The 22,079-nt window shown below is 43.0% G+C and carries 15 protein-coding genes and 1 pseudogene; 15 read left to right on the top strand and 1 reads right to left on the bottom strand.

The annotated features are described in order from the left end of the window. The first annotated feature begins 7 nt into the window (after positions 1-7). The 11 genes from M1L66_RS19260 (at position 8) to M1L66_RS19210 (ending at position 15,882) form a co-directional block, all read left to right on the top strand. The gene (locus tag M1L66_RS19260) at positions 8-4,621 is read left to right on the top strand and encodes an amino acid adenylation domain-containing protein (RefSeq protein WP_434687701.1); all 4,614 of its coding nucleotides are present in this window, start codon (positions 8-10) and stop codon (positions 4,619-4,621) included. A 158-nt stretch (positions 4,622-4,779) separates the two neighbouring features. Beyond that, a complete protein-coding gene (locus M1L66_RS19255) occupies positions 4,780-5,541 on the top strand; it encodes a thioesterase domain-containing protein (RefSeq protein ID WP_434694287.1) in 762 nt (253 codons plus the stop codon). Between the two features lie 54 nt (positions 5,542-5,595). Beyond that, on the top strand, positions 5,596-6,678 hold the full coding sequence (locus tag M1L66_RS19250; protein ID WP_008726155.1) for an NAD-dependent epimerase/dehydratase family protein: 1,083 nt from the start codon (positions 5,596-5,598) through the stop codon (positions 6,676-6,678). Further along, on the top strand, positions 6,659-7,420 hold the full coding sequence (locus tag M1L66_RS19245; RefSeq protein ID WP_006567737.1) for an alpha/beta fold hydrolase: 762 nt from the start codon (positions 6,659-6,661) through the stop codon (positions 7,418-7,420). Before M1L66_RS19250 ends, M1L66_RS19245 begins: the two co-directional genes overlap by 20 nt. A 15-nt stretch (positions 7,421-7,435) precedes the next feature. Then, positions 7,436-8,389 (top strand): helix-turn-helix domain-containing protein, encoded by a 954-nt coding sequence (locus M1L66_RS19240; RefSeq protein ID WP_006567736.1) that lies wholly within the window; start codon positions 7,436-7,438, stop codon positions 8,387-8,389. A 20-nt stretch (positions 8,390-8,409) separates the two neighbouring features. Then, the gene (locus tag M1L66_RS19235; protein ID WP_006567735.1) at positions 8,410-9,873 is read left to right on the top strand and encodes an ABC transporter ATP-binding protein; all 1,464 of its coding nucleotides are present in this window, start codon (positions 8,410-8,412) and stop codon (positions 9,871-9,873) included. Positions 9,874-10,028: 155 nt separating this feature from the next. Next, positions 10,029-11,849, top strand: coding sequence for an ABC transporter ATP-binding protein (locus tag M1L66_RS19230; RefSeq protein ID WP_006567734.1), 1,821 nt, complete (start codon positions 10,029-10,031; stop codon positions 11,847-11,849). A gap of 4 nt (positions 11,850-11,853) precedes the next feature. Further along, on the top strand, positions 11,854-13,587 hold the full coding sequence (locus tag M1L66_RS19225) for an ABC transporter ATP-binding protein (protein ID WP_006567733.1): 1,734 nt from the start codon (positions 11,854-11,856) through the stop codon (positions 13,585-13,587). 47 nt (positions 13,588-13,634) lie between these two features. Then, positions 13,635-15,008: an MATE family efflux transporter gene (locus tag M1L66_RS19220; protein ID WP_006567732.1), complete on the top strand. Its 1,374-nt coding sequence runs from the start codon at positions 13,635-13,637 to the stop codon at positions 15,006-15,008. Between the two features lie 48 nt (positions 15,009-15,056). Further along, positions 15,057-15,443 carry a metal-dependent transcriptional regulator gene (locus tag M1L66_RS19215; RefSeq protein WP_008726159.1) on the top strand — a complete coding sequence of 129 codons (387 nt, stop codon included), beginning with the start codon at positions 15,057-15,059 and terminating at the stop codon, positions 15,441-15,443. 19 nt (positions 15,444-15,462) lie between these two features. After that, positions 15,463-15,882: a helix-turn-helix domain-containing protein gene (locus M1L66_RS19210; RefSeq protein ID WP_006567730.1), complete on the top strand. Its 420-nt coding sequence runs from the start codon at positions 15,463-15,465 to the stop codon at positions 15,880-15,882. A gap of 408 nt (positions 15,883-16,290) precedes the next feature. On the opposite strand, the pseudogene M1L66_RS19205 reads toward M1L66_RS19210, so the two are convergent. After that, positions 16,291-16,582: pseudogene (locus M1L66_RS19205) on the bottom strand (ATP-binding cassette domain-containing protein); the annotation flags it as partial. A gap of 655 nt (positions 16,583-17,237) precedes the next feature. Between M1L66_RS19205 and M1L66_RS19200 the strand changes: the two are divergent. From M1L66_RS19200 to M1L66_RS19185, 4 genes are read left to right on the top strand one after another with little or no spacing between them, the layout of a single operon-like run. Beyond that, complete coding sequence (locus M1L66_RS19200) at positions 17,238-18,617, top strand: ABC transporter ATP-binding protein (RefSeq protein ID WP_434687695.1); 1,380 nt, start codon at positions 17,238-17,240, stop codon at positions 18,615-18,617. Next, the gene (locus tag M1L66_RS19195) at positions 18,614-19,684 is read left to right on the top strand and encodes an ABC transporter permease (RefSeq protein WP_434687693.1); all 1,071 of its coding nucleotides are present in this window, start codon (positions 18,614-18,616) and stop codon (positions 19,682-19,684) included. The genes M1L66_RS19200 and M1L66_RS19195 overlap by 4 nt, the downstream gene beginning before the upstream one ends. Beyond that, entirely contained in the window at positions 19,681-20,547 is an 867-nt protein-coding gene (locus tag M1L66_RS19190) for an ABC transporter permease (RefSeq protein WP_373265416.1), read from the top strand. Before M1L66_RS19195 ends, M1L66_RS19190 begins: the two co-directional genes overlap by 4 nt. A 29-nt stretch (positions 20,548-20,576) precedes the next feature. Continuing rightward, complete coding sequence (locus M1L66_RS19185) at positions 20,577-22,067, top strand: sulfatase (protein WP_434687691.1); 1,491 nt, start codon at positions 20,577-20,579, stop codon at positions 22,065-22,067. Positions 22,068-22,079: the final 12 nt, after the last annotated feature.

Genomic DNA, 22,079 nt, shown 5'->3' with positions numbered 1-22,079 from the left:
AAAAATTATGGATATCCAAAAGTACATTAATGAGCTGGCAGAAAAAGAAATTGTAATTTGGTGTGAAGGTGATTCCATCAAGTTCAAAGCTCCGAAGGGGGCAATGACAGAGGAAAATAAAAATAAGTTGAGACAGTATAAGTCAGAAGTGCTGGATTATTTAAAAGCACATAATAACTTAGTGTTCACCAGTGATACAAAACGGAGATATGAAAAATTCCCACTGACCGACATACAAAATTCCTATGTTATGGGAAGAAATCGTTTATATGAATTGGGTGGAATTGGTTGCCACGGTTACATAGAAATTGAAGTCAATAGATTACTTGATCCTGGTCAGCTGGAGGTTGCATGGAATAAAGTGATACAAAAGCATGATATGCTGCGGGCAATTGTATCGGCATCCGGTTATCAGATTGTCCAGGAGGCAGTACCTTCAGTGGAAATCATAGTACTTGACGGGCGGGATAAAGATATTAGCGCTGATAAGGAAGAACTGAGAACTGAGTTATCTACGAAGCAGTATCAGCTTGGAACGTGGCCCATGTGTGATTTGGCCTTGAGTATTGAGAAAGACAAAAGCATAATCTATTTTTCGTTAGACATGCTTATTTCTGACTTTGCAAGTATGAATGTAATGCTTAATGATCTTGAAAGGTTTTATGAGAATCCTCATGAAATCATTATACCGACTACGTCTTACAGAGATATTGTTTTATATCAGGAGAAGCGGAAAACATTTAATAGCAAATCAAGGCAGGAAGCGGAAGTTTATTGGAATAAGAAAATATCAATGATGGGAGATGCACCTAACCTTCCGGTTATAGGGATGGAGGACAATCAGGAAGTGAGCTTCCTTCAGAAGAAAGTGTTCTTGAATGATAAACAATGGAAAGCTTTTGTTGAATTGGCAAAATCGTATAATATTACGCCATCTGTGTTTGTTATGGCAGCACTGGCGGAGGTAATAGCAGTTTGGTCTGGTGACAAAAAGTTCTGTATTAACACTACACTGCTCAACAGACCGGAAGTGGCTGAAGATATATATAAAGTGGTTGGTGATTTCACAGATGTCAATATTACTGCCATTGATATAGAGTATAGTGAAACATTTCTGGAAAGAGTGAAAAAACTGCAAATGGATCTCTGGTCTGATTTAGAACATAAAGATGTGTCCGGAGTAGAAATAATAAGACGTCTAACGAAAGAACGCAAGAAAAATGTAATTATGCCGGTTGTGTTCACAAGTACTTTGGGGGTTAGTTCAAAGGATGATACAACTGTAAAAAACAGAATTGTATATAAACTGAGTCAGACTCCGCAGGTGTATATAGACTGCCAGGCCGCAGAAGAAAACGGTGGTGCCACTATTAACTGGGACGTGCGAAATGGTGTATTTGAGGGCTATATAATAGAAGAAATGTTTGGAAGTTTTGCTTTGTTGCTTCAATCTATAGCCGATAAAAATAGTGAAGTTCTTAAGGAAAAATACCCGGTCAGCCTTATGAAGGAAACCCTTGAAATAAGACGTGATGTAAATAATACTTTTAAAAATATTATGCCGGCAATGCTTGAAGATGGATTCCTGAAATCTTTTAACCTTTACCCTGATAAAACGGCATTAATAACTGATGAGGGAGAATATACATATCGTTCACTTGGGGGATATGTGAATGCTGTACTGCGTATTTTGGGCGAGGCAGGAACCCAGGACGGCGATAAGATAGGAATTGATACAAAAAAACATGTATGGCAGGTAGCTGCGGTACTGGCTGCCCTTATTTCAGGAGCGACTTATGTGCCAATAGATGTGCAGCAGCCTGATAAACGCAAAGAGAAAATTATAAGAAGTGCAGATATTAAACTGCTTTTTGCAGAAGCAGGGAATGAGGATTTAGAACAATACTGCAATGTTGTAGATATTCACAGCCTAAAACCGGAACCGACAGAATCGTTGCCTATTGATAAAATAGATTATGACAGGCCGGCTTATATTATATTTACATCTGGAACAACCGGTGAACCCAAAGGGGTTATCATGACTCATCGTGCAACATCAAATACAATTGCGGATGTTAATGAAACATATGCAGTTGGTGAGAGGGATGTATTCCTGGGGTTGTCAAATTTATCATTTGACCTTTCTGTATATGATTTATTTGGCTGTTTTTCAGCAGGAGGAACATTAGTATTACCCAGTACAGATAAAATTAGGGATTCCAAATATTTGTCGGAATTAATAATCAGACATAGGGTTTCTGTAATAAATGCGGTTCCTGCTTTGCATCAGATGATTGTTTCCTATCTTGAATCCGCAAATGTCAGCGTGGATTATCAGGTGAGGCTGTTATTACTTTCTGGTGACTGGATTCCCGTAACCCTGCCGCATAGGATTTACGATCTGTTTGGCGATTGCCGTGTGATCAGCCTTGGTGGAGCCACGGAAGCAGCAATCTGGTCAATCAGTTACGATATTTCTAAAAAAGCAGTATTTACAAAAAGCATTCCATATGGATATCCAATGTCCAATCAAACATTTTATGTTCTAAACAACGAAATGCAGCCCTGCCCTAATGGGGTAGACGGAAGCCTGTACATTGGAGGAATCGGATTATCCTCCGGCTACCTGAAGGATGAACAGCTGAATCGTGAAAAGTACCCTGCTCTTCCGTGGAGTGGAGAGCGCATTTACAGAACCGGGGATAAGGGGTGCTATTTACCAGACGGAGTCATTATTTTTAAAGGACGCGAGGACGGCGATAATCAGGTTAAAATACACGGCCATAGAGTTGAACTGGCTGAAATTAGTTCTGTCTTAAATGAACATCCACTGATTGAAAGGGCTGTCGCTTTAGCGTTAGGTGAAAGCCCGGAGGATTTGCATATTGATGCAGTCATTTCTCCGGTCAGGAAAAAGACTGTGGCATCACCGGCTCTGGACGATAAAGAGGAATATTTGCTCAAGTCCATAAAACAATATTATGAAGAGCAGATGGATCAGGATTTACTTGAAAAGTGGATTAAGAAGTCAGAGGAAGTTGTTTCTGCGGACATATACAACACGTTTAGAAAGCGCGGAATTTTTTCGGATAAATCCAAAGCCTTCAATTTTGAGCAAATTGTAGAAATGATGTCGATACCGGAGAAACTGCACAAATTGACAAAAAGATGGCTGCAGGTATTGGTTAATGAAGGAATTATCACATGTGAAGCCAATGCATATAAAGCTTCTGAGATAAGTACGGATTTAGGTTCTGAAAAGCTTTGGAAGGAATTTTTTGAAATAGAGGACGATTTCCAATACAGCAAGGAGTTTGTTGATTATTTGAAGGAATCGAGTGATTTGCTTCCAGAACTGATTCAGGGAAAAGAGGACCCTCTGAATATTCTGTTTCCAAAGGGAGACACAGACCCGGCGCTGGCAGCTTATCATGACAATAAAGTAAATGGGATGCTCAACAACATTGCTACGAAAGAAATACGTTATCTGTGCGAGAAAAAGAATAAAAAAAGTCCGGAGAAACCCTTTAGAATATTAGAGGTGGGAGCTGGAGTTGGTGGAACCTCTCTCGATGTGATACCCGAGCTTGAAGGCTGTAATGTTGAGTATTATTTTACTGATCTTTCGGTTTTCTTCTTAAATAAGGCACAGGAAAATTTCGGTAAGTATAATTGGGTGAAATACGGGATTTTCAATATTAATGAAGACTTCGTATCGCAAGGGTATGAGGCATTCAGCTTTGATGTGATTTTATGTGCAAACGTGCTCCATAACTCACGGAATATCAATAGTGTCATGAAAAATTTAAAGGGCTTATTATCAGAGGACGCGTCCATTATCATACTTGAGGAAACACGAACAAGTTACCTGTTGCTTACGTCAATGGAATTTAAGGACGGCTTAACCGGTTTTACGGACGAACGCAGCGAACATGACCAGACATTCTTCACACGAAAACAGTGGGAAGATATATTTAAGAGGCATGATGGGCAGCTGCTTTATGAATTCCCTGATAAGGGTAGCAAATTGGACTTAGCTGGACAGACAATATATGTGGTTCGCTTTGCCGGAGAATATGAGCAGTTAGAAAAGGAGGCGGTCAGAGGCTATTTGGAAAGTACAGTATCTCCGTACATGGTTCCAAACCAGATTCTGATTCTTCCGGATATGCCACTATCTGCAAACCGTAAAGTGGATACCAGAAAAATCAAAGAATACTTCAAGAGTTGGGACCATAAGGAGAATATCAAGAAAAAGGACGAGTTGCCCCAGACAGATCTGGAGCGGCGCATTGCCGAAATATGGTGCAAAGAGCTGGGGATTACTTCTGTGGGGAGAAATGATGATTTCTATCTGGTGGGCGGTGATTCTCTGTTAATTGCTCAAATCATTGGGAAGATGATGGAGAACATATCGGAAGCCTCCGGCTGGGAGTGGAGCAACCTTCTGACAGAAATGATGAAAGCACCCACTATTAAGCAGATAGCAGAAAGCCTTTTGAACCATCAAAATGATAAGGGAAATCTTGAGGACCCGTCCTTAATGATTCTGAAAAATAGCAGTTTAAATAATGAGGATTCTGTTGCGAAGGTTTTTTCCATGCCGGAGCGGGAACCTTAACACCCTATACGGATTTACTGTCTCGCATAAAAGAGGACAGCAAGGACAGTGAAAGCATTATCGGCTTTGTTTTTGGAAATGATGCAGAGTATATTTCTATGGAAACCAGCCAGACCTTCCGGTTGTTGGGGAGGAAATATGGTGAGATATTGGAAAAAATGGGATATAAAAATTATATTCTTGTGGGCCATTGCGTGGGTGGTCTGATTGCACTGGAAACAGCACAATATTTGAGAAATAAAGGAATTTCCGTTTCTGATGTGACGCTGATAAGCACCGGTATTCCAAAGCGGAAAGAGAACACGATTTTAGCGGATGCATCGGATGAGATATTCCGTAATGCATTGCATTCAAGCCTGGATAACGAACTGCTGTTGGAGAGGATTTTTGCAAGAGTGATTGGGGCAGATGCATATAAGGCAGGATATCAGGTAAGCGATGAGCGGTTGCAGCAGTATATAGAGTATATTTCCAGATGTGGAAGTGGTGAAATTACAGTAAAAGCATTATGCGAAACGGGCGGGGAGTATGAAGATGTGGCTGAAGAGTTCCGCCGGCTCGCCAGCTATACAATTTCAGAAAGGTTAAATGCTTTATACCGCACGATTGAGCGTCCAAATGGGGAGTTGATGGAACATCAGCTGAAGATGCTGAATGTACTTTTCCGGATATTCTCACAAAATTTCAGATGTGTGTCCAGTTATATACCGAAGCTTTACTATGGAAATATAAGGATTTTCTGTTGTGAGATTTTAGGAAGCCACTTTTATCCGGGATTTTTTGAGGAAGATTTTGAAACATGGAAACCATATATCAAGGGGAATTTAAAATATAATACAATTGCAGGACAACATTTTGATTGTATTATTGGTGATAATCTGGAAAAGAATATTTCTAAGATTTTAGATTTTAACTATTAACGATTGCCAAAGGGTGCCCATCACCGTATGGACACCCTGGAAAAGGGGCGGAATATGAAGAAAGTCGGGATATTAGGCGGAACTGGTGAAATAGGAAAAAGAGTTGTTAAACTGTTGGAGAATCAATATGAGTTGCTAGTTTCCTATCATTCGGTAAAACCATCAGTTACTGCCCATAACCAATATATCCAATTAGATGTAGATATATCTGATGACTTAGAAAGCTTTTGCAGTCAGTGCAGTATTATCGTAAATTGTGCAGGAGCCTCCTTTGTCAATGGAGAAAAGATTGCAAGAGCAGCGGCTAAATATCACATACCTGTTGTGGACCCTTCTGGTGAGGCATTTTTAGAAGACAGAATAGCAGATATAGAGAACGAATCGGTTTATGTGCTTTCCAGTGGCTTCTTCCCAGGAATGACTGGCCTGTTGATGAAATATTTATGTGAGAGCTTAAAGTCAGTAGATTGTATTATGGGGTTGAGCATCACGAATGAAATTCCGAGCAGATCGGCAATCAAAGATTTTATTTTGACAAATACAGCCGGATTTGGAACTGCATTAAACTATTATGAAAATGGTGAATTAAAAAGGGATGAAACACCAATCTACAGGATTGTAGAAAATAAGGAGTATACATTGCAGAACTACTATACGATAGAATTGCAACGGATTACTCAAAAATATAAACCTGAGAGGGCAAACTGGTATTACGCCTCTTTTGGAGAAGAAATCACGAAGTTAATGCAGGAAGCAGTTATCAAATATGGTTTAAAGCAAGGCGATGAGGCACTGCAGCAAAGTATTGATTCTATTATCAAGCTATTTGAAATGACTGGTGGCTCAACAGCAGCATATAACTATATACATATTGAAGTAACAGGTTCAGATAATAATCAGGGTCACATAAGAACTGCGGACGTACATAGTTCATACAGTAGTGATATCAGTTCAATTATAGCCGCTTATACGGTTAAGGCCCTGGTTGAAAAACAACCGGACTTCGGAATTCATTATGCTATGGATATCGTGGATTTAGAAACTGTAATACATGATTTACCACAATTAAATATCGACCTGGTTTTGACCGATAAAATATTGGAGAAAGAGGAAACCTATGAAGAAGGATCAATCTAAGATTCATCTGCTTGGTAATAAAAACGGTAAAAGAATACTTCTCATACATGGGATGGGATTCAATTGGAAGAACTGTTTTGATAAGGTTCTTCATATATTGGGGAAAGATTATTATTTTATAATTCCGGAGTTGCCAGGCCATAGTGCTTCGTCCAGTGGTGCGGTTACTTCTGTCATTCTTAGTGCCGACTATATCAGTACTGCATTGCTGAAAAAGGGAATTAATTATGTTGATACAGTTTATGGCATTTCTTTGGGAGCAAGTATTGCACTTGAACTTGCACTCAAAGGTGATATAAGAATAAAAAAACTGATACTGGACGGCGGACAATATGAATCTATGGGTAATATGAAATACATATACAGCCTTATTATGGCGTGGCAGATGAAGCGGGTTTTGCATGGAAAGCACATGATGAAGTATATGCAAAAACAAATGGGGTATTTACATAACAATGATGTCCAGGTTCTTCAGCCAATGGGGGAGGCCGGTATAATCTTTGGAACATTATTACAGACAGCTCTTGCAGCTTACAAGTATGATATCCGGAGCAGGAAAGAGAAAATATCAATGGAAGTGGTGATTATGTATGGAGGCAATGAAACATATGCCCCCAATTCTGTTGGTTTAATAAGAAGAGTCAGTATTTATCCTCTTAAAGTCCGTGCCTGTGAGAAAATGGGACACGCGGAGGCTCTGAGCAGGAAACCGCAGATAATCTGCAATATGATAGAAGCATAATGGAGGATTAAAACCATGCCGGAAAAACAGGAAGTGCAGGAATGGTACGGCCGGAACGCCAGGGTTATGCACAGTGACAGTGATTGCTTAATAGAACGGTACGAATGCCAGGGAAAGGGTTTGATTGTTACATATAAAGTATTTGAGGGAATGGAAATGGTATTCATGGAGTTTAATTCCGAAGATGCTTTTATTCCAGTAACCCCATACAGCGAGATTCTGGAGATTACCTGTTGCCGCAGGGGGAGAGTTGTCTGTGAATTTGCAAATAATATATGTGCCCATCTGTCGGAGGACCATTTCTGGATTGGCAGCGGGGAGCATCTGCCAGCTTCCTATTATTTCCCCTTCGGTTACTTTGATGCCGTTACTCTGGTGATTGACGAGAAAAAAATGAGTTTGTCCACGAAAAAGATTATGGCGGATTTTTCCATAGACATTAAGGCGATTGAGGAAAAATTATCATTGAACACTGCATGGTATATCAGCAATATTCCTTCTAAATTACAGCGATTGTTTGATGAAGTCTATGAGGCAAAAGGGAAAGAGAGCACTTGCTACTTTGCAATTAAAACGTTGGAACTTCTTTTCTATTTGCAAAATATTGAACGAAATGACGCTGAGAAGGAACAGTATTATCCCAAAGACCAGATCGAGGCAGTCAAAGAAATCTGGAACTACATGATTACTCATTTAGACGAGGAGCGTTCACTTAAACAATTGGTGAAAGAAAAAAATATGGGGACTACCATGTTTCAAACAATATTTAATCACGTTTATGGAGATTCCCCATATGCATTTTTGAAGAAATACAAAATGGGGATTGCGAAAAAGCTGATTTTAGATGGTGAAATGAAAATTGGTGAAATTGCCTTTTCATTGGGGTATTCCAATGCAAGTAAGTTTTCTGTTGCATTTAAAGATGTCTATGGTATTTTGCCAAAAGATTATAGAAAGCTGAGAAGCTAATAAGAATATGGAGAATAAAAATGGGAAAAGAAATAGAAATGCAGCATGTGACATTTTCATATCAGCATAAAATTCCCCAGCTTACTGATATCAATTTAAATATTAAGGCAGGGGAAACGGTGGTTATAACCGGTCCGTCAGGCAGTGGGAAAAGTTCGCTGACCCGAGTTATTAATGGACTGATTCCTTATTTTTATGAGGGCGATTTAAAAGGGACCGTCAATGTAGAGAAACAGCCCCTTTCCAGTTATCCATCCTGGGAGAGGGGGAAGATTATAGGCAATGTGTTTCAGGATCCACGGAGCCAATTTTTTGCCAATGAGGTGGCAGGGGAGATTGCGTTCGGATGTGAGAATTACGGGTATTCGCACGAAGAAATTGTGGCCCATGTCCAAGCTTCAGCCGATAGTATGGGCATAAATAATATATTAAATTATAATATTCGGAACCTTTCCTATGGAATGAGACAGAAGGTGGCGATTGCTTCTGCCGAAGCAATCGAGCCTGAAATTTATGTTATGGATGAACCCTCCGCAAATTTAGATACGGATTCAACAGAGAGATTGGGTAATACAATAAGGAAACTGAAGGAAAAGGGAAAAACAATTCTGATTGCGGAACATAGACTTTATTACTTGATGCCAATTGCAGACAGGTTTCTGTATATAAAAGATGGCCGCGTTATGCATGAATTTACGCAGGCTGAAATCAGGCAGCTGGCCGCGGAAGAAATCCGTAAGCTGGGTTTAAGAAACCCTGACCTGCATACGGTGACTTGTTCTCATATGCCATTTGAAAATAACAGCGATGTGATTTTAGAAGTAAAAGATTTATGTAAAACGTTTGGCAAATTAGTGGTTGCAGACCATATCAGCTTTTCCTGCAGGAGAGGAGAATCTATCGCTATCATAGGTTCCAATGGGATGGGGAAAAGTACAATGGGAAAAATGCTCTCCGGATTATTAAAAGAAGATTCCGGCCGTGTTACTCTGTTTGGAAATAAAAGCAACATAAAAAAGAGGAGGGGAACGGTCTGGTATATTCCCCAGGATCTCGACAGCCAGTTGTTTGGTGAGGATCTGATAGACGAACTGATACTGGGCAGTAAAGAATCACCGGAAATAAGGGAAAAGGCTGGGCAGATATTAACTGAACTGGATTTGTATGAGTTTAGAGAACAACACCCGTCCACTTTGTCAGGGGGGCAAAAACAGAGGCTCGCATTGGCGGTGGCGTTGATGCATGAAGCCCCCATTATTATCTTAGATGAACCAACCAGCGGCCTTGACGGGGTAAATATGAGAAAGGTAAGCCATGTTATTCAGGAACTTGCTGGGAGAGGACGTACAATTCTGGTGATTACCCATGATGCAGAATGTGTGCTGTCTTGCTGCCAGAGAGCAATCAGGTTGGAAGAGGGGAAGGTGACAGACGATTTTGTGATAAATTCTGCCGATTATCTACTGGAGAAAATGGGGTATTGAGCTATCTGTAAGAGGATAAAGTTGTTGAAATTTCGGGCTATTTTCGGGAAGTTATTTTGAAATGGAGTAGAGAACCGCGGATTTTTTCGTTATAATACACTACAGTTAGTAAAATCTAACTATAGTGCAAATATTATGGAATTGGAGGAGCAACAATGAAACAGGAAAAGAACAAGGAGGAAAAAAGGAAAACAGGAATGGCACGTTGCCTGGAGCTGGCATCAGAACACAAAGGGTTAGTGATTATTTCAGGAATTCTGTCTGCATTGGCGGCAGTATGTTCGTTTATACCTTATCTGTCAATCTATTTTGTTATCAGGGAACTGATTTTGGTGTTTCCGGATATGCCTGCAGCAGATATGCCTGCCATTTTGATGTGCGGCTGGTTTGCCCTGGCCGGCATTGCTGGAAATGTGGTACTTTATTTCTGTGCTCTGATGTGTTCCCATCTGGCAGCCTTTGGAACATTGTATGAACTGAAATTAAACTTTGCGGATCATATCACTGCAATCCCGTTAGGATATCACCTGACCATTGGAAGCGGCCGTATGAGGAAAATTATGGACGAGAATATAGAAAGTATCGAAAAATTTATCGCCCATCAATTCCCGGATTTTGTTGCATCTCTTGTGGCTCCGCTTATTTTAGTCATAATTCTTTTGGCTGTTGACTGGCGTTATGGTGTTGTCTCTCTTCTTGGAATTGTGCTGGCCTTTGCCATTCAATTTTCAGGATTCAATGGGGCGGCCAAAGAGAAGATGCACCGTTTTCAGTCTGCCCAGGAAGATATGAATAATGCATCTGTGGAATATGTGCGAGGGATGCCTGAAATCAAAGCCTTTAATCAGACGGCAGATTCATTTAAAAGATTAAGCAGATCCATAACTGATTACACCTCCTTCATATTGGAATATGCCATGGGGTGGAGGAATTGCATGCCGGCGTTTACAGCGATTATCCACAGCATCTATTTGTTGCTGATTCCTGTAGGTATATTGATTGGAAGAAATGTGACAGATTACAGAAACTACTCCCTAACCTTTATCTTTTATTTGATTTTAGTGCCGGCCATATCTGGCATCTTAAATAAGATCATGTTCATTTCGGAGTCATTTACCCAGATTGACGGCAATGTGGAGCGTATGGAAGAAATTTTACATATACCTGTTTTGCCGGATTACAGAGGCGGCGTCAAGGAGCAGGGGAAGGATATTGTCTTTGATCATGTGAGTTTTTCTTATGAAGCTGAAGCAGATGTGGTTGTTAAGGCGCTGGATAACGTATCGTTTCATGCCAGACAGGGAGAGGTGACAGCAATCGTTGGCCCGTCAGGAGGAGGAAAGAGCACCATTGCTAATTTGATTTCCCGTTTTTGGGACGTGACAGAGGGAAATATTCAAATTGGAGGAGTAGATATCCGTGAAATTCCCCTTGCGGAACTGATGAAGCAGGTTGGTTTTGTATTTCAGGACACATTTCTTTTTAAACAAAGTGTTTTGGATAATATTCGGATGGGAAATCCTGATGCAACAGAAGAGCAGGTTATAGAGGCTGCAAAGGCGGCCCAGTGTCACGAATTCATCGAAAAATTGCCGAATGGGTATCATACGGTAATTGGTTCTTCAGGAATCCGCTTGTCTGGCGGGGAACGGCAGAGGATTGCCATTGCCAGGGCCATAATTAAGGATTCCCCCATCATAGTACTGGATGAGGCAACTGCATTTAGCGATCCGGAAAATGAATATTTAATACAGAAAGCTTTTGAGAAATTGATTAAAGACAAAACAGTGGTTATGATTGCCCACCGACTTTCCACGATTCGTAACGCCGACCAGATTCTTGTTATAGAGCAGGGACATCTCATTGAACAGGGAATCCATGATGGATTAATAGCAAATGGCGAAAAATACACGCAGATGTGGAACAGTTATGTAGAATCAGTCAATTGGAAAATCCATACAGGGAAGGCGGTGTAACGAAATGAAATTTTTACAAGAACGACTGTTATTATCTGATAAAGGATATTCAGACCTTAAAAAAGCGATTTTTGCCTGCACATTGACAAACCTGTCCATTATGCTTTCATCTGCGATTCCAATTCTGTTGTTCGGCCAGCTTTTAAAGCCCTTTATGGGGCAGGAGATATCCTGGTCAACTATGTGGGTACTATTGGTGATCGGAGTGCTTGCTACAATCCTGGTCTTTATCGCTGCCAAGAATGATTATAAAAAAACTTACCTTGCGTCATATAAGGAAGCAAGCAACACGCGGTTACGGATTGCTGAACATTTAAGAAGGCTTCCTATGAGCTTTTTTAACACAAAAGACTTGTCAGATATAACTACAAATATGATGGCTGATTGTGCCAGCATGGAATCCATGCTTAGCAGTACGATTCCTCCGCTCATAGCAAATATTATATCGGTTACACTTACATGCGTATGTCTGGCCTTTTTTGACTGGCGCATGGCATTAGCAATATTTTGTACCATGCCTGTCTGCTTCTTTATAATATGGTGCGGCCGTAAACTGCAATTACACCTGTTTGACCAGCAGGTGGGGGTGAAACTGGCGGCGTCCAGTCAGATTCAGGAGTATTTGGAGGGAATCAAGATTATCAAATCCTGTGGCTTGAGCGGAGAACGTTTTCAGACACTGAATAAGGCTCTCCTGGCAATGAAAAAGACGGCAATTAAAGTGGAATTGGCTTCAGGTATTCTTGTGCAATGTGCGAGCCTGATTTTACAGGCAAGCCTGGGAATCACTATATTTATCGGTACAGTCCTGATTACAGGTGGACAGATTGAATTATACCCCCTCCTGGTTTTATTGATGTTTTCTACACAAATTTATGGACCGATATTATCTATCCTATCACAGCTTACCAGTTTGTTCCATCTGGGAACGGTTACAAAGCGGATGCGTATACTGCTGACAACACCGGCAATGGAGGGAGAAGAACAGGACATTAAGGATTATGATATCGAGTTAAATCAGGTTACATTTGCCTATGGAAAAGAAGATGTAGTAAAAAATGTTTCGGCAAAAATAAATACAGGTAGCATTACTGCCCTAGTTGGACCGTCCGGAAGCGGAAAGAGTACCCTGGCAAAACTCATTGCCCGCTTTTGGGATGTAGATAAAGGTACTGTGACAATCGGCGGTAAGGACCTGAAACAAATTGAACCAGAATATTTAATGCGTAGCATGTCATTTGTTTTTCAGGATGTGACCTTATTTAATGACACGGTATTTAATAATATTAGAATTGGAAATATGAATGCCAGTGATGAGCAGGTTGTATCGGCTGCAAAAGCAGCTCATTGTGATGAGTTTATCAGACGGCTGCCGGAGGGGTATGACACGATCCTTGGTGAAAATGGCAGTACCTTGTCAGGCGGAGAGAGGCAGCGTATTTCCATTGCCCGCGCACTATTAAAAAATGCTCCCATTATTCTGCTGGACGAGGCAACCGCTTCCCTTGACCCGGAGAACGAGGTATTGATTCAACAGGCCATTGCCAGACTTGTAGAAGGGAAAACAGTTATAATGATTGCCCATCGTCTGCGGACAGTAGTAGATGCCGACCAAATCCTGGTATTGAACGAGGGGGAACTGATGGAACAGGGGACACACAAAGAGCTTCTTGAACAAAAAGGACTGTACAGCAAATTATTCTACATACAGCAGGAAAGTCTTGGCTGGTCAGTCTAAGGTGTTACTTAAAATATGGACAGTTAAAAAGATAAGGAAGTGATTCTATGTTAAATAAAAATGATACTCGGTCTATGTTGCTTCATGACAGCCCGCAAAGTTTAGTATTAAAACTTAGCGTACCTGCGATTATCGGCATGGTGGTTGTTGGGCTTTACAATTTTATGGATGGAGTTTATGTCGGACAAATGGTAGGAGATAACGCTATGGCAGCGGTTTCTGTGTCCTATCCATTTACGCTTGCCAATAGTGGGATTTCCACGCTCATCGGTATCGGCTCCGCTTCAATCCTATCCAGGGCGATTGGAAAAAGGGATCAGTCTACAATTGACAAGATAATGGGAAATCTGATCGCCATGAATTTGATTTTTTCTCTTATCATCATGGCGATAGGCATGATTTTTACGAAACAGATTTTAATGCTTTCTGGTGCAAGCGGAGAAATTCTGGAGCTGGCACTCCGGTATTTACGCATCATCTTTGCAGGCAGTCTGTTTGTCAATTTTGCACAGTCCTCAAATATGATTATGCGTGGTGAGGGATTGTTGAAACAGGCAATGCTCTTTAGCGCCGGTTCCGCTATCATGAATATTATACTTGACCCGATTTTCATTTTACTTCTAAAACCTTATGGCATGGGAATTGATGGAGTTGCATATGCAACAGTGGCTTCGCAGGTTGCGTATGCAATGGCTTCTCTTTGGTATTTTAAGCGAAGGAGTAAGACTGTGAGAATCAATGCAATTCGCATTGAAAGAACGCTTTTCTCGGAAATCATCGGAGTAGGTTTTTCTGCGATGCTGATGCAGGTGATGATGCTGGTCCAGCAAACCGCACTTTATAATCTTGCGGCGCAGCATGGAGGAGATACATGGCAGATTATACTCGGCGCAACATACCGGGTAGTGTCTTTTGCATTTATTCCTTTATGGGGGCTTTCCCAGGGATATCAGCCGGCGGTCGGAACCAATTATGGTGCAAAACAATACGACCGGGTAAAGCACATCACGAAAGTGTTTGCAATCACAGCAACTTTATTAGCGCTTATTTTCTATTTGCCGATTATGTTAGTACCGAATACAATTCTCTCTATGTTTATTACAACGCCGTCCGTAGTGGAACTGGGAGTAGGGGATTTCCGTCTGTTCTTCCTGTCATATATTTTATTAGGAGTCTGGATTGTGGTTCTGACCCTGATGCAGTCTCTCGGAAGAGCTACAAAAGCGAGTGTTCTGGTTATTTTACGCCAGATAGCCATTTACATACCAGCAGCCATCATCATGCCTTATATTGCCGGATTTGGTGTACATGGCGTATTTGCTGCTCCGTTTATTACGGATGTGATAGTATTTATTGTTGCGGTTGGTATGATGATAAATGAGTTTAGAAGAATGGATGCGTTAAAAGCTTCAGGGAAGTAAGAAATCTGTTTTTCTAAACAGTATCGAAACACAGGAGGTGATGCAGCGCTGAAACTTCATGAATCAGGAGAGAATTATCTGGAAGCGGTGTTAATTCTGCAAAAGCAAAAAGGTATGGTACGTTCGGTTGATCTCGCCCGGCACATGGGGTATGCCAAACCCAGCATCAGCCATGCAGTGACGGTTCTACGTAATGGCGGTTATTTGACAACGGACACTGACGGCTATCTTCATTTAACCGTTGCGGGCCGTGAAATAGCTGAAACAATATTTGAGCGTCACCAATTCTTTACGAATCAGCTTATTGATGCCGGAATCGACCCTGCCATTGCGGAAGAAGAGGCTTGCCGGCTGGAACATGCAATCAGTGATGAGACATTCCAGAAACTAAAAAGACATCTGTTAAGAAAAGAGGAAGATGAAAACACACATTGATTAGAGGTGAACAGAACGTATGATACACCAGGTTTATTCCATAGCAGAAGAAATTAAAAGGCTGCGCGAGGAAAGAGATATGACACAGGAAGAATTAGCTGAGTCAGCTGAAATTTCGTTAAGCCACTTAAGCAAAGTGGAGAGTGGTTCCAGAATGATTGGTATGAAAACATATAGCAAAATTTTGTACGCGTTAAATGCAGTCCCCATTATGATAACGGAAACAGAAAAGAGCGAAATACATTCCGATTTAGTGTTGCGTCTATTATCAATATTAAAAGAATGCTCGGAAGTGGAGGTGGAATTTTTATTGAATACTGTAGAAACAATAAAAAACAATATGGATATCATAAGAAACCACGAAAAGAGTAGTGCTGGGAATCATAAGAGAAATACACATCATAATTATCCAGCATATGAAGCCAGAAGAACTGTTTAAATTACAAGTTGATGGGGCTGTTGCAAAATAGTTGAGAAATCAGTTATGGAACCGCAGCTCTCCTTATTCATGCATAAAAGAAGAAAAACGGTCTCCGTACGCTTTCATATGTTAAAATATAAACTAGATTCGATGCTGGCTCTATGCTGGGACAGTGTGGACTGGTTTTGTAATTTTATTTCCGTATCAACATATCATTACCATGAACTAGTAAAACATAGAAAAAGTCACATGAAACGTGAAAATATTTACGTAATACAAACCATGGAGGGGCTGCTAACCACTAATCAAAATGAAATTGTAAAATAAGAGAAGTATGCAGGAATATCCCTGATTGACACTACAAGGTTAATCAGGGATATTTATATTTTAGTTTATGACTATCATTTTAATCGTGTATAAAAGTTTTTCGTCAAGCAATACAACAGCCGTATTTTTCAGCATGGCTCTTCCAATAGAAATACGGTGCTTTTCACCACCGGATAAAGTAGAACCACCCTCACCAATCATAGTATGAAAGCCTTGGGGCTGCTCCATAATGAAATTATAGCAGTTTGCCAATTTTGCTGCCTGTTCAATTTCTTCATGAGTGGCATTTTTTTCCATAGCGTATATTGTTTGCAATCGTATCCTGAAATAAATAAACCTCCTGAAATACCACAGAAATTTTCTTCATCAATTTTTCGGGGTCAATGGACTGTCAGTCAATGGATAAAAAGAGAAAATCATCGTAGAATAGGTTCATACACATCAAATGATTTAGTTATGTATAACTGATGTGGTTACTGAATTGGATAATTCAGGTTTGTACCTTGACAATAGAATATCAGCATGGTAGATGCATTCTAACTTTATTATGACATAAATGACATGTTGGAATTCATCTTTTGAGATACTAAACATTTGGGACATGCTTAAAAGCATGAAGAAGAGCAATGAGCTGCGCCACGATATACCTGCCTTGAATATAACTACAAGGTAAATGTCAGGAATCGTAATAGAAGAAGTAAAGGTATGAGCGGCACTTTTTCTTGGACCATATAACCAGCGGTCTAAAACCCAGAATGATAATGATACCTCCGTAATAATAGAATCACGGTCCAGGTAGCGCTGGAGGCATGAACAGTGAGTAAGGGTGCTGTAAAGTGTCAGGAAGGTTGTGGTTATACCTAATCTACATGTTCCCATGGTACAAGGGGTGAGATAATATTCAGCCGCACCAGTTTATGGTGCGGTGTACCATTAAAAAAATAGAACTAATCAGCAATAGAACTTGCTTATTAGCTGTGCTTTTTTAAGAATATTATTATATTTTTTTTGGTTCTTACTTGACACAGGCAGGGAAATCGACGCTCATGAAGATCCTTTACGGAATCTGCAAAGCGGATGAGGGAGAAATCCTGGTGGAGGGGAAAAAGGTAAACTTAAGGACGCCGAAGCAGGCGATTGATCTTGGAATCGGCATGGTGCACCAGCATTTTATGCTGACTCCGGTCTTGAGCGTCACAGAGAATATCGTAGTCGGACAGGAGCCGGTAAATGGAATTCTGTTTGATAAGGCGGCGGCCGAAAAGGAAGTTCAGGAGATGATCGAGCGGTATGGTTTCCACATATCCGCATCTCAGATCGTGAAGGAGCTTTCTGTGGGGGAACAGCAGAAGGTGGAGATATTAAAGGCCATCTACAGGAACGCGAAGATTCTCATCCTGGATGAGCCCACTGCGGTTCTGACTCCGCAGGAGGTCGAGGAGCTGTTTCATATTTTAAGAAGGTTAAAAGCGGCGGGAACCAGCATTATTATTATCACCCATAAGCTAAAGGAGACACTGGAGATTGCTGACAGCATCAGCGTGCTGAGAGATGGCAGGATGATCGAGTCGGGTGTCTCCACCATAGGAGCGACTCCTGACAGTCTGGCCCAGATGATGGTTGGCCGAGAGGTGGAGCTGGGAATCCGGAGGAAAAGTGAGTGCGTCGGGGATACCAGGCTCACGGTGCTGGATATTACGCTGAAGGAAAAGGGAAGAACCGTACTAAATCATGTGGGCTTTGAACTGAAAAGGGGAGAGATTCTGGGTATTGCGGGAATCGAAGGAAACGGGCAGACGGAGCTGATCGAATGTCTGACAGGGATTCGTAATCCTGACGTTCTGGACATGGAAAAGGACGGGGAGAAGATTTCAGGCAAGCCGAAAGATTTTATCCGGAAAAAGATCGGCCATATCCCGGAGGACCGCATGACCAGGGGGCTGATCCTGGAGCTATCGATTCTGGACAACCTGATACTGGGATATCAGGACCAGTTTCAGAACAGGGGAATTCTGGACAGAAAGAAGATCAGAAGCTTTTCCGAGGGGCTCTTAAAGGAGTTCCTGATCAAATCGCCCAACTCCGGGGTGAAATGCAGCGCCCTTTCCGGAGGAAATCAGCAGAAGGTGATTATCGCAAGGGTGTTCAGTGAAAATCCGGATATTATTATCGTCGCACAGCCGACCCGCGGCGTGGATATCGGTGCGATTGAATACATACACGACCGGCTGCTGAAGCTGAGAGACGAGGGGAAGGCCATCCTTTTGATTTCCGCCGACTTAGATGAGGTGAAGAATTTAAGTGACAGGCTGATGGTCATGTACGACGGCGAGATCGTGGCGGAGGGGGAACCGGCGGATTTTGACGATATGCAGCTGGGACTTCTGATGACAGGCGCAGTGGGGAAGGGGGGACAGAGAGCGTGAAGGCAGCAGGATTGCAGTTCGATAAAAAAGAATTTCTGAATAAAAATATGTCTGCGGTGGCTCTGGTTCTGGCCCTGGTTCTGGGCGGAATCGCCATGCTGGTCTGTGGATACAATCCGTTTGAGGCGTACGGGTCCATTTTAAAGGGGGCGTTTATCGGCAGGAAGGCTATCTGCCAGACGCTGGTGCAGGCGACTCCCTTAATCTTTGCAGGACTTGCCTACACGGTTGCAAAGAAAGCGAATCTGATCAACTTAGGAATTGAAGGGCAGCTTTACATGGGCGCCCTTGGTACCAGCCTGATCACCCTGATGCCGGTCAATCTGCCTGGTGTGATCTGGATCCCGCTGTCACTTCTGGGCGGAATCATCTTCGGCGGACTGTATGCGGGCCTGGTGGGCTTTATGAAGGTAAAGTTTGGCTCCAACGAGGTGATAGCGACCGTTATGTTAAATACCATAGCACAGAATTTTGTGGCATATGTGGTGAACTATCCGCTAAAGGAAGCGGGAAAGAGCATGGCGCAGACGGCCAGATTTTCCGAATCGGTGTGGATTCCGAAGCTGGTGGATAAGACACAGCTTACGGCGGCGATTATCATCGCAGTGGTTCTCTGCGTACTGATTAAGCTTCTGTTTGAACGGACTGTGGTTGGTTATGAAATCAAGTGTGTCGGGCTGAATCTGAAGGCTTCCGAGACCGCAGGAATCAAGATCGGGAAAATTATGATCATCGCCATGGTGCTCAGCGGCGCCATTGCCGGTCTTCTGGGAGGAACTCATGTGCTGGGCGTGGATCACCGGCTGATTGCGGATTTCTCCTCGGGCTACGGCTTCGACGGAATCGCGGTAGCGGCTCTGGCGGCAGACAGTCCCCTGGGTGTCATCCTTTCCGGAATCATCTTCGGTGCACTGAGAGCCGGCTGTATGGTCTTAAACCGTACGACCGGAATACCGACAGAATTTATCGATGTCATTCAGGCGTTCATTATTCTGCTTGTGGCAGCGCCGCTTCTCGTTAAGGAAATTCTCAGAATCAAAAATGGCAGTAAGGGGGGAAAGAAATGATGAATCAGTTCATGTCAATCGTTACATCTACCCTCAGCATGTCCGTTCCGCTGGTGCTGGCGGCCCTGGGCGGAGTCCTTTCCGTCAGAAGCGGCGTCATGGCGCTGGGACTGGAAAGTATGATGACCATGGGGGCATTCTGCGGAGTTCTCGGCTCCTATTATACGGGAAATGTCTTTGCGGGTCTCCTGACCGGTATGGCGGGCGGAGCGCTGTTTGGTCTGGCCCACGCCGTTCTCTGTGTAAGGTATAAGGTTAATCAGGTAATCAGCGGAATCGGGCTCAACCTCCTGTCGGTAGCGGCAACCACACTGTTGATGCAGCTCTTATGGGACAACAAGGGATCGTCTCCGCAGGTGGCCTCCATTAACGCCGGTGTGTTCGCATCTCCAATCACCTATATTATGCTTTTTGCCGTAATCGCAGAGTATGTGGTTCTGTTTAAAACACGGTTTGGCTTAAGGCTGCGCATGGTGGGGGAAAACCCGAAGGCTGCGGCCAGCGTGGGGCTGGCGGTACATAAGATCAAGTATATCGGAGTCATTGCCTGCGGCGTACTGGCCGGATTGGGGGGCGCATACCTTTCCATCGACCACCTGGATATGTATGTGCGGGATATGTCGGCCGGACGCGGTTATATTGCGGTGGCAATCATGATCCTCGCAAAGTACAACCCGGCCATGGTCCTGTTCTGCGCCCTGATATTCGGTTTTTCCGACGCGGTACAGATCAATTTTCAGGGGTACGGAGTTCCGCCGCAGATTATGGCGATGATTCCATACGTGGTGACGCTGTTCGTGCTCGCCTTCGGTGTCCGCCATATCACACCGCCTGCCGGTGTCGGAAAGCATGATGATGAATAAATACTATGAGGAAGAAAGAGGATAAAAATATGAAAGCGATAATGGTAATGTTCGATTCCCTGAACCGTCATATGCTGCCGCCCTATGGCTGTGATGACGTGATAGCGCCGAATTTTAAACGGCTGGCAGAAAGAAGCGTGACCTTTGACAACTGCTACGCAGGCAGCCTTCCGTGTATGCCGGCGAGAAGAGAGATCCATACGGGACGCTACAATTTCCTGCACAGAAGCTGGGGACCGCTGGAGCCTTACGACGATTCCATGCCGGGTATCTTAAAGGCGAACGGAATTTATACCCATCTGACTACGGATCACTGGCATTACTGGGAAGAGGGCGGCGGAAACTATGTAAATAAGTACAATTCCTACGAGTTTGTCAGAGGACAGGAGGGGGACCCCTGGAAGGGCAGAGTGGAATGGGAGGTTCCGGAGCACCTGGGCGGAAGAAAGGATTTCTGCGGAAGGCAGGAGTACATCAACCGTTATTACATGCAGGATGAGGCCAATCAGTCGATTGCCCAGAATTTCTCCAACGGGCTTGATTTTATCCGGGATAATCACGGAGCCGACAACTGGTACCTTCAGCTGGAGAATTACGATCCCCATGAACCGTATTTCACACCGGAAAGCTACAAAGAGCCGTATAAGGACGGATACCAGGGCGTGATGTTTGACTGGCCGGGATACCATGAAGTGGTGGAGACACCGGAACAGGTGGAGCACTGTATCAATGAGTACCGGGCGCTTGTGACCATGTGTGATACGTATCTGGGAAAGGTGCTGGATATGATGGATGAGTATGACCTGTGGAAAGACACCATGCTGATCGTCAATACGGATCACGGCTTCATGCTGAGCCAGCATAACTGGTGGGGAAAGATGATGATGCCGTATTATAATGAGCTGGCGCATACGCCGCTTTTCGTCTGGGATCCGAGAACCGGAGTCTGCGGGGAACGCCGTCAGGCGCTGGTACAGACTATCGATCTTGCCCCAACCTTATTGGAGTATTTCGGGCTTCCAATTCCGGCGGATATGAAGGGACGTCCGCTCCGTGAGACGATTGAGAGCGATAAGAAGATCAGAGATTATGCGCTCTTTGGCCAGCATGGAATTCATGTAAATATCACAGACGGCAGATACGTGTATATGAGATGTCCGATGCCGGATAAGGAACAGGAGCTCTTTAACTATGTGGTGGAACCGACCAGCTATCCGGGAGCAATCACGGTGGAGGAACTGAAAACGGCGGATTTCCACGAGGGATTTTCCTTTACAAAGGGCTGTCCCATGCTGAGAATAAAGGGCGGCTACGGTATCCGTACGCTGGGATTTCCTCCGAGATCGCTGATGGAATACGGAACTTTACTTTATGATACGGAGACAGATCCGGGCCAGGAGCATCCGCTGGAGGACAAGGCGACTGAGGAGCGGATGATCCGGAACATGGTGCGTATGATGAAGGAAAATGACGCGCCGGACGAGCAGTATGTAAGACTCGGATTGGAGCAGTGGGTCTAAAAGAAGGATTGG

Source organism: Hungatella sp. SB206 (assembly GCF_051132295.1).
Taxonomy (GTDB): Bacteria; Bacillota; Clostridia; order Lachnospirales; family Lachnospiraceae; genus Hungatella; species Hungatella effluvii.
The sequence above is the reverse complement of the archived record's forward strand: the minus strand, read 5'-3'. Positions and strand labels throughout refer to the sequence as shown.

Bases quoted from the DNA above. Each gene is read 5' to 3' on its own strand.
- M1L66_RS19235 (WP_006567735.1), top strand. From the start codon at position 8,410: ATGGGAAAAGAAATAGAAATGCAGCATGTGACATTTTCATATCAGCAT.
- M1L66_RS19245 (WP_006567737.1), top strand. From the start codon at position 6,659: ATGAAGAAGGATCAATCTAAGATTCATCTGCTTGGTAATAAAAACGGT.
- M1L66_RS19240 (WP_006567736.1), top strand. From the start codon at position 7,436: ATGCCGGAAAAACAGGAAGTGCAGGAATGGTACGGCCGGAACGCCAGG.
- M1L66_RS19200 (WP_434687695.1), top strand. From the start codon at position 17,238: ATGAAGATCCTTTACGGAATCTGCAAAGCGGATGAGGGAGAAATCCTG.
- M1L66_RS19230 (WP_006567734.1), top strand. From the start codon at position 10,029: ATGAAACAGGAAAAGAACAAGGAGGAAAAAAGGAAAACAGGAATGGCA.
- M1L66_RS19225 (WP_006567733.1), top strand. From the start codon at position 11,854: ATGAAATTTTTACAAGAACGACTGTTATTATCTGATAAAGGATATTCA.
- M1L66_RS19255 (WP_434694287.1), top strand. From the start codon at position 4,780: ATGGGATATAAAAATTATATTCTTGTGGGCCATTGCGTGGGTGGTCTG.
- M1L66_RS19250 (WP_008726155.1), top strand. From the start codon at position 5,596: ATGAAGAAAGTCGGGATATTAGGCGGAACTGGTGAAATAGGAAAAAGA.
- M1L66_RS19185 (WP_434687691.1), top strand. From the start codon at position 20,577: ATGAAAGCGATAATGGTAATGTTCGATTCCCTGAACCGTCATATGCTG.
- M1L66_RS19190 (WP_373265416.1), top strand. From the start codon at position 19,681: ATGATGAATCAGTTCATGTCAATCGTTACATCTACCCTCAGCATGTCC.
- M1L66_RS19260 (WP_434687701.1), top strand. From the start codon at position 8: ATGGATATCCAAAAGTACATTAATGAGCTGGCAGAAAAAGAAATTGTA.
- M1L66_RS19220 (WP_006567732.1), top strand. From the start codon at position 13,635: ATGTTAAATAAAAATGATACTCGGTCTATGTTGCTTCATGACAGCCCG.
- M1L66_RS19210 (WP_006567730.1), top strand. From the start codon at position 15,463: ATGATACACCAGGTTTATTCCATAGCAGAAGAAATTAAAAGGCTGCGC.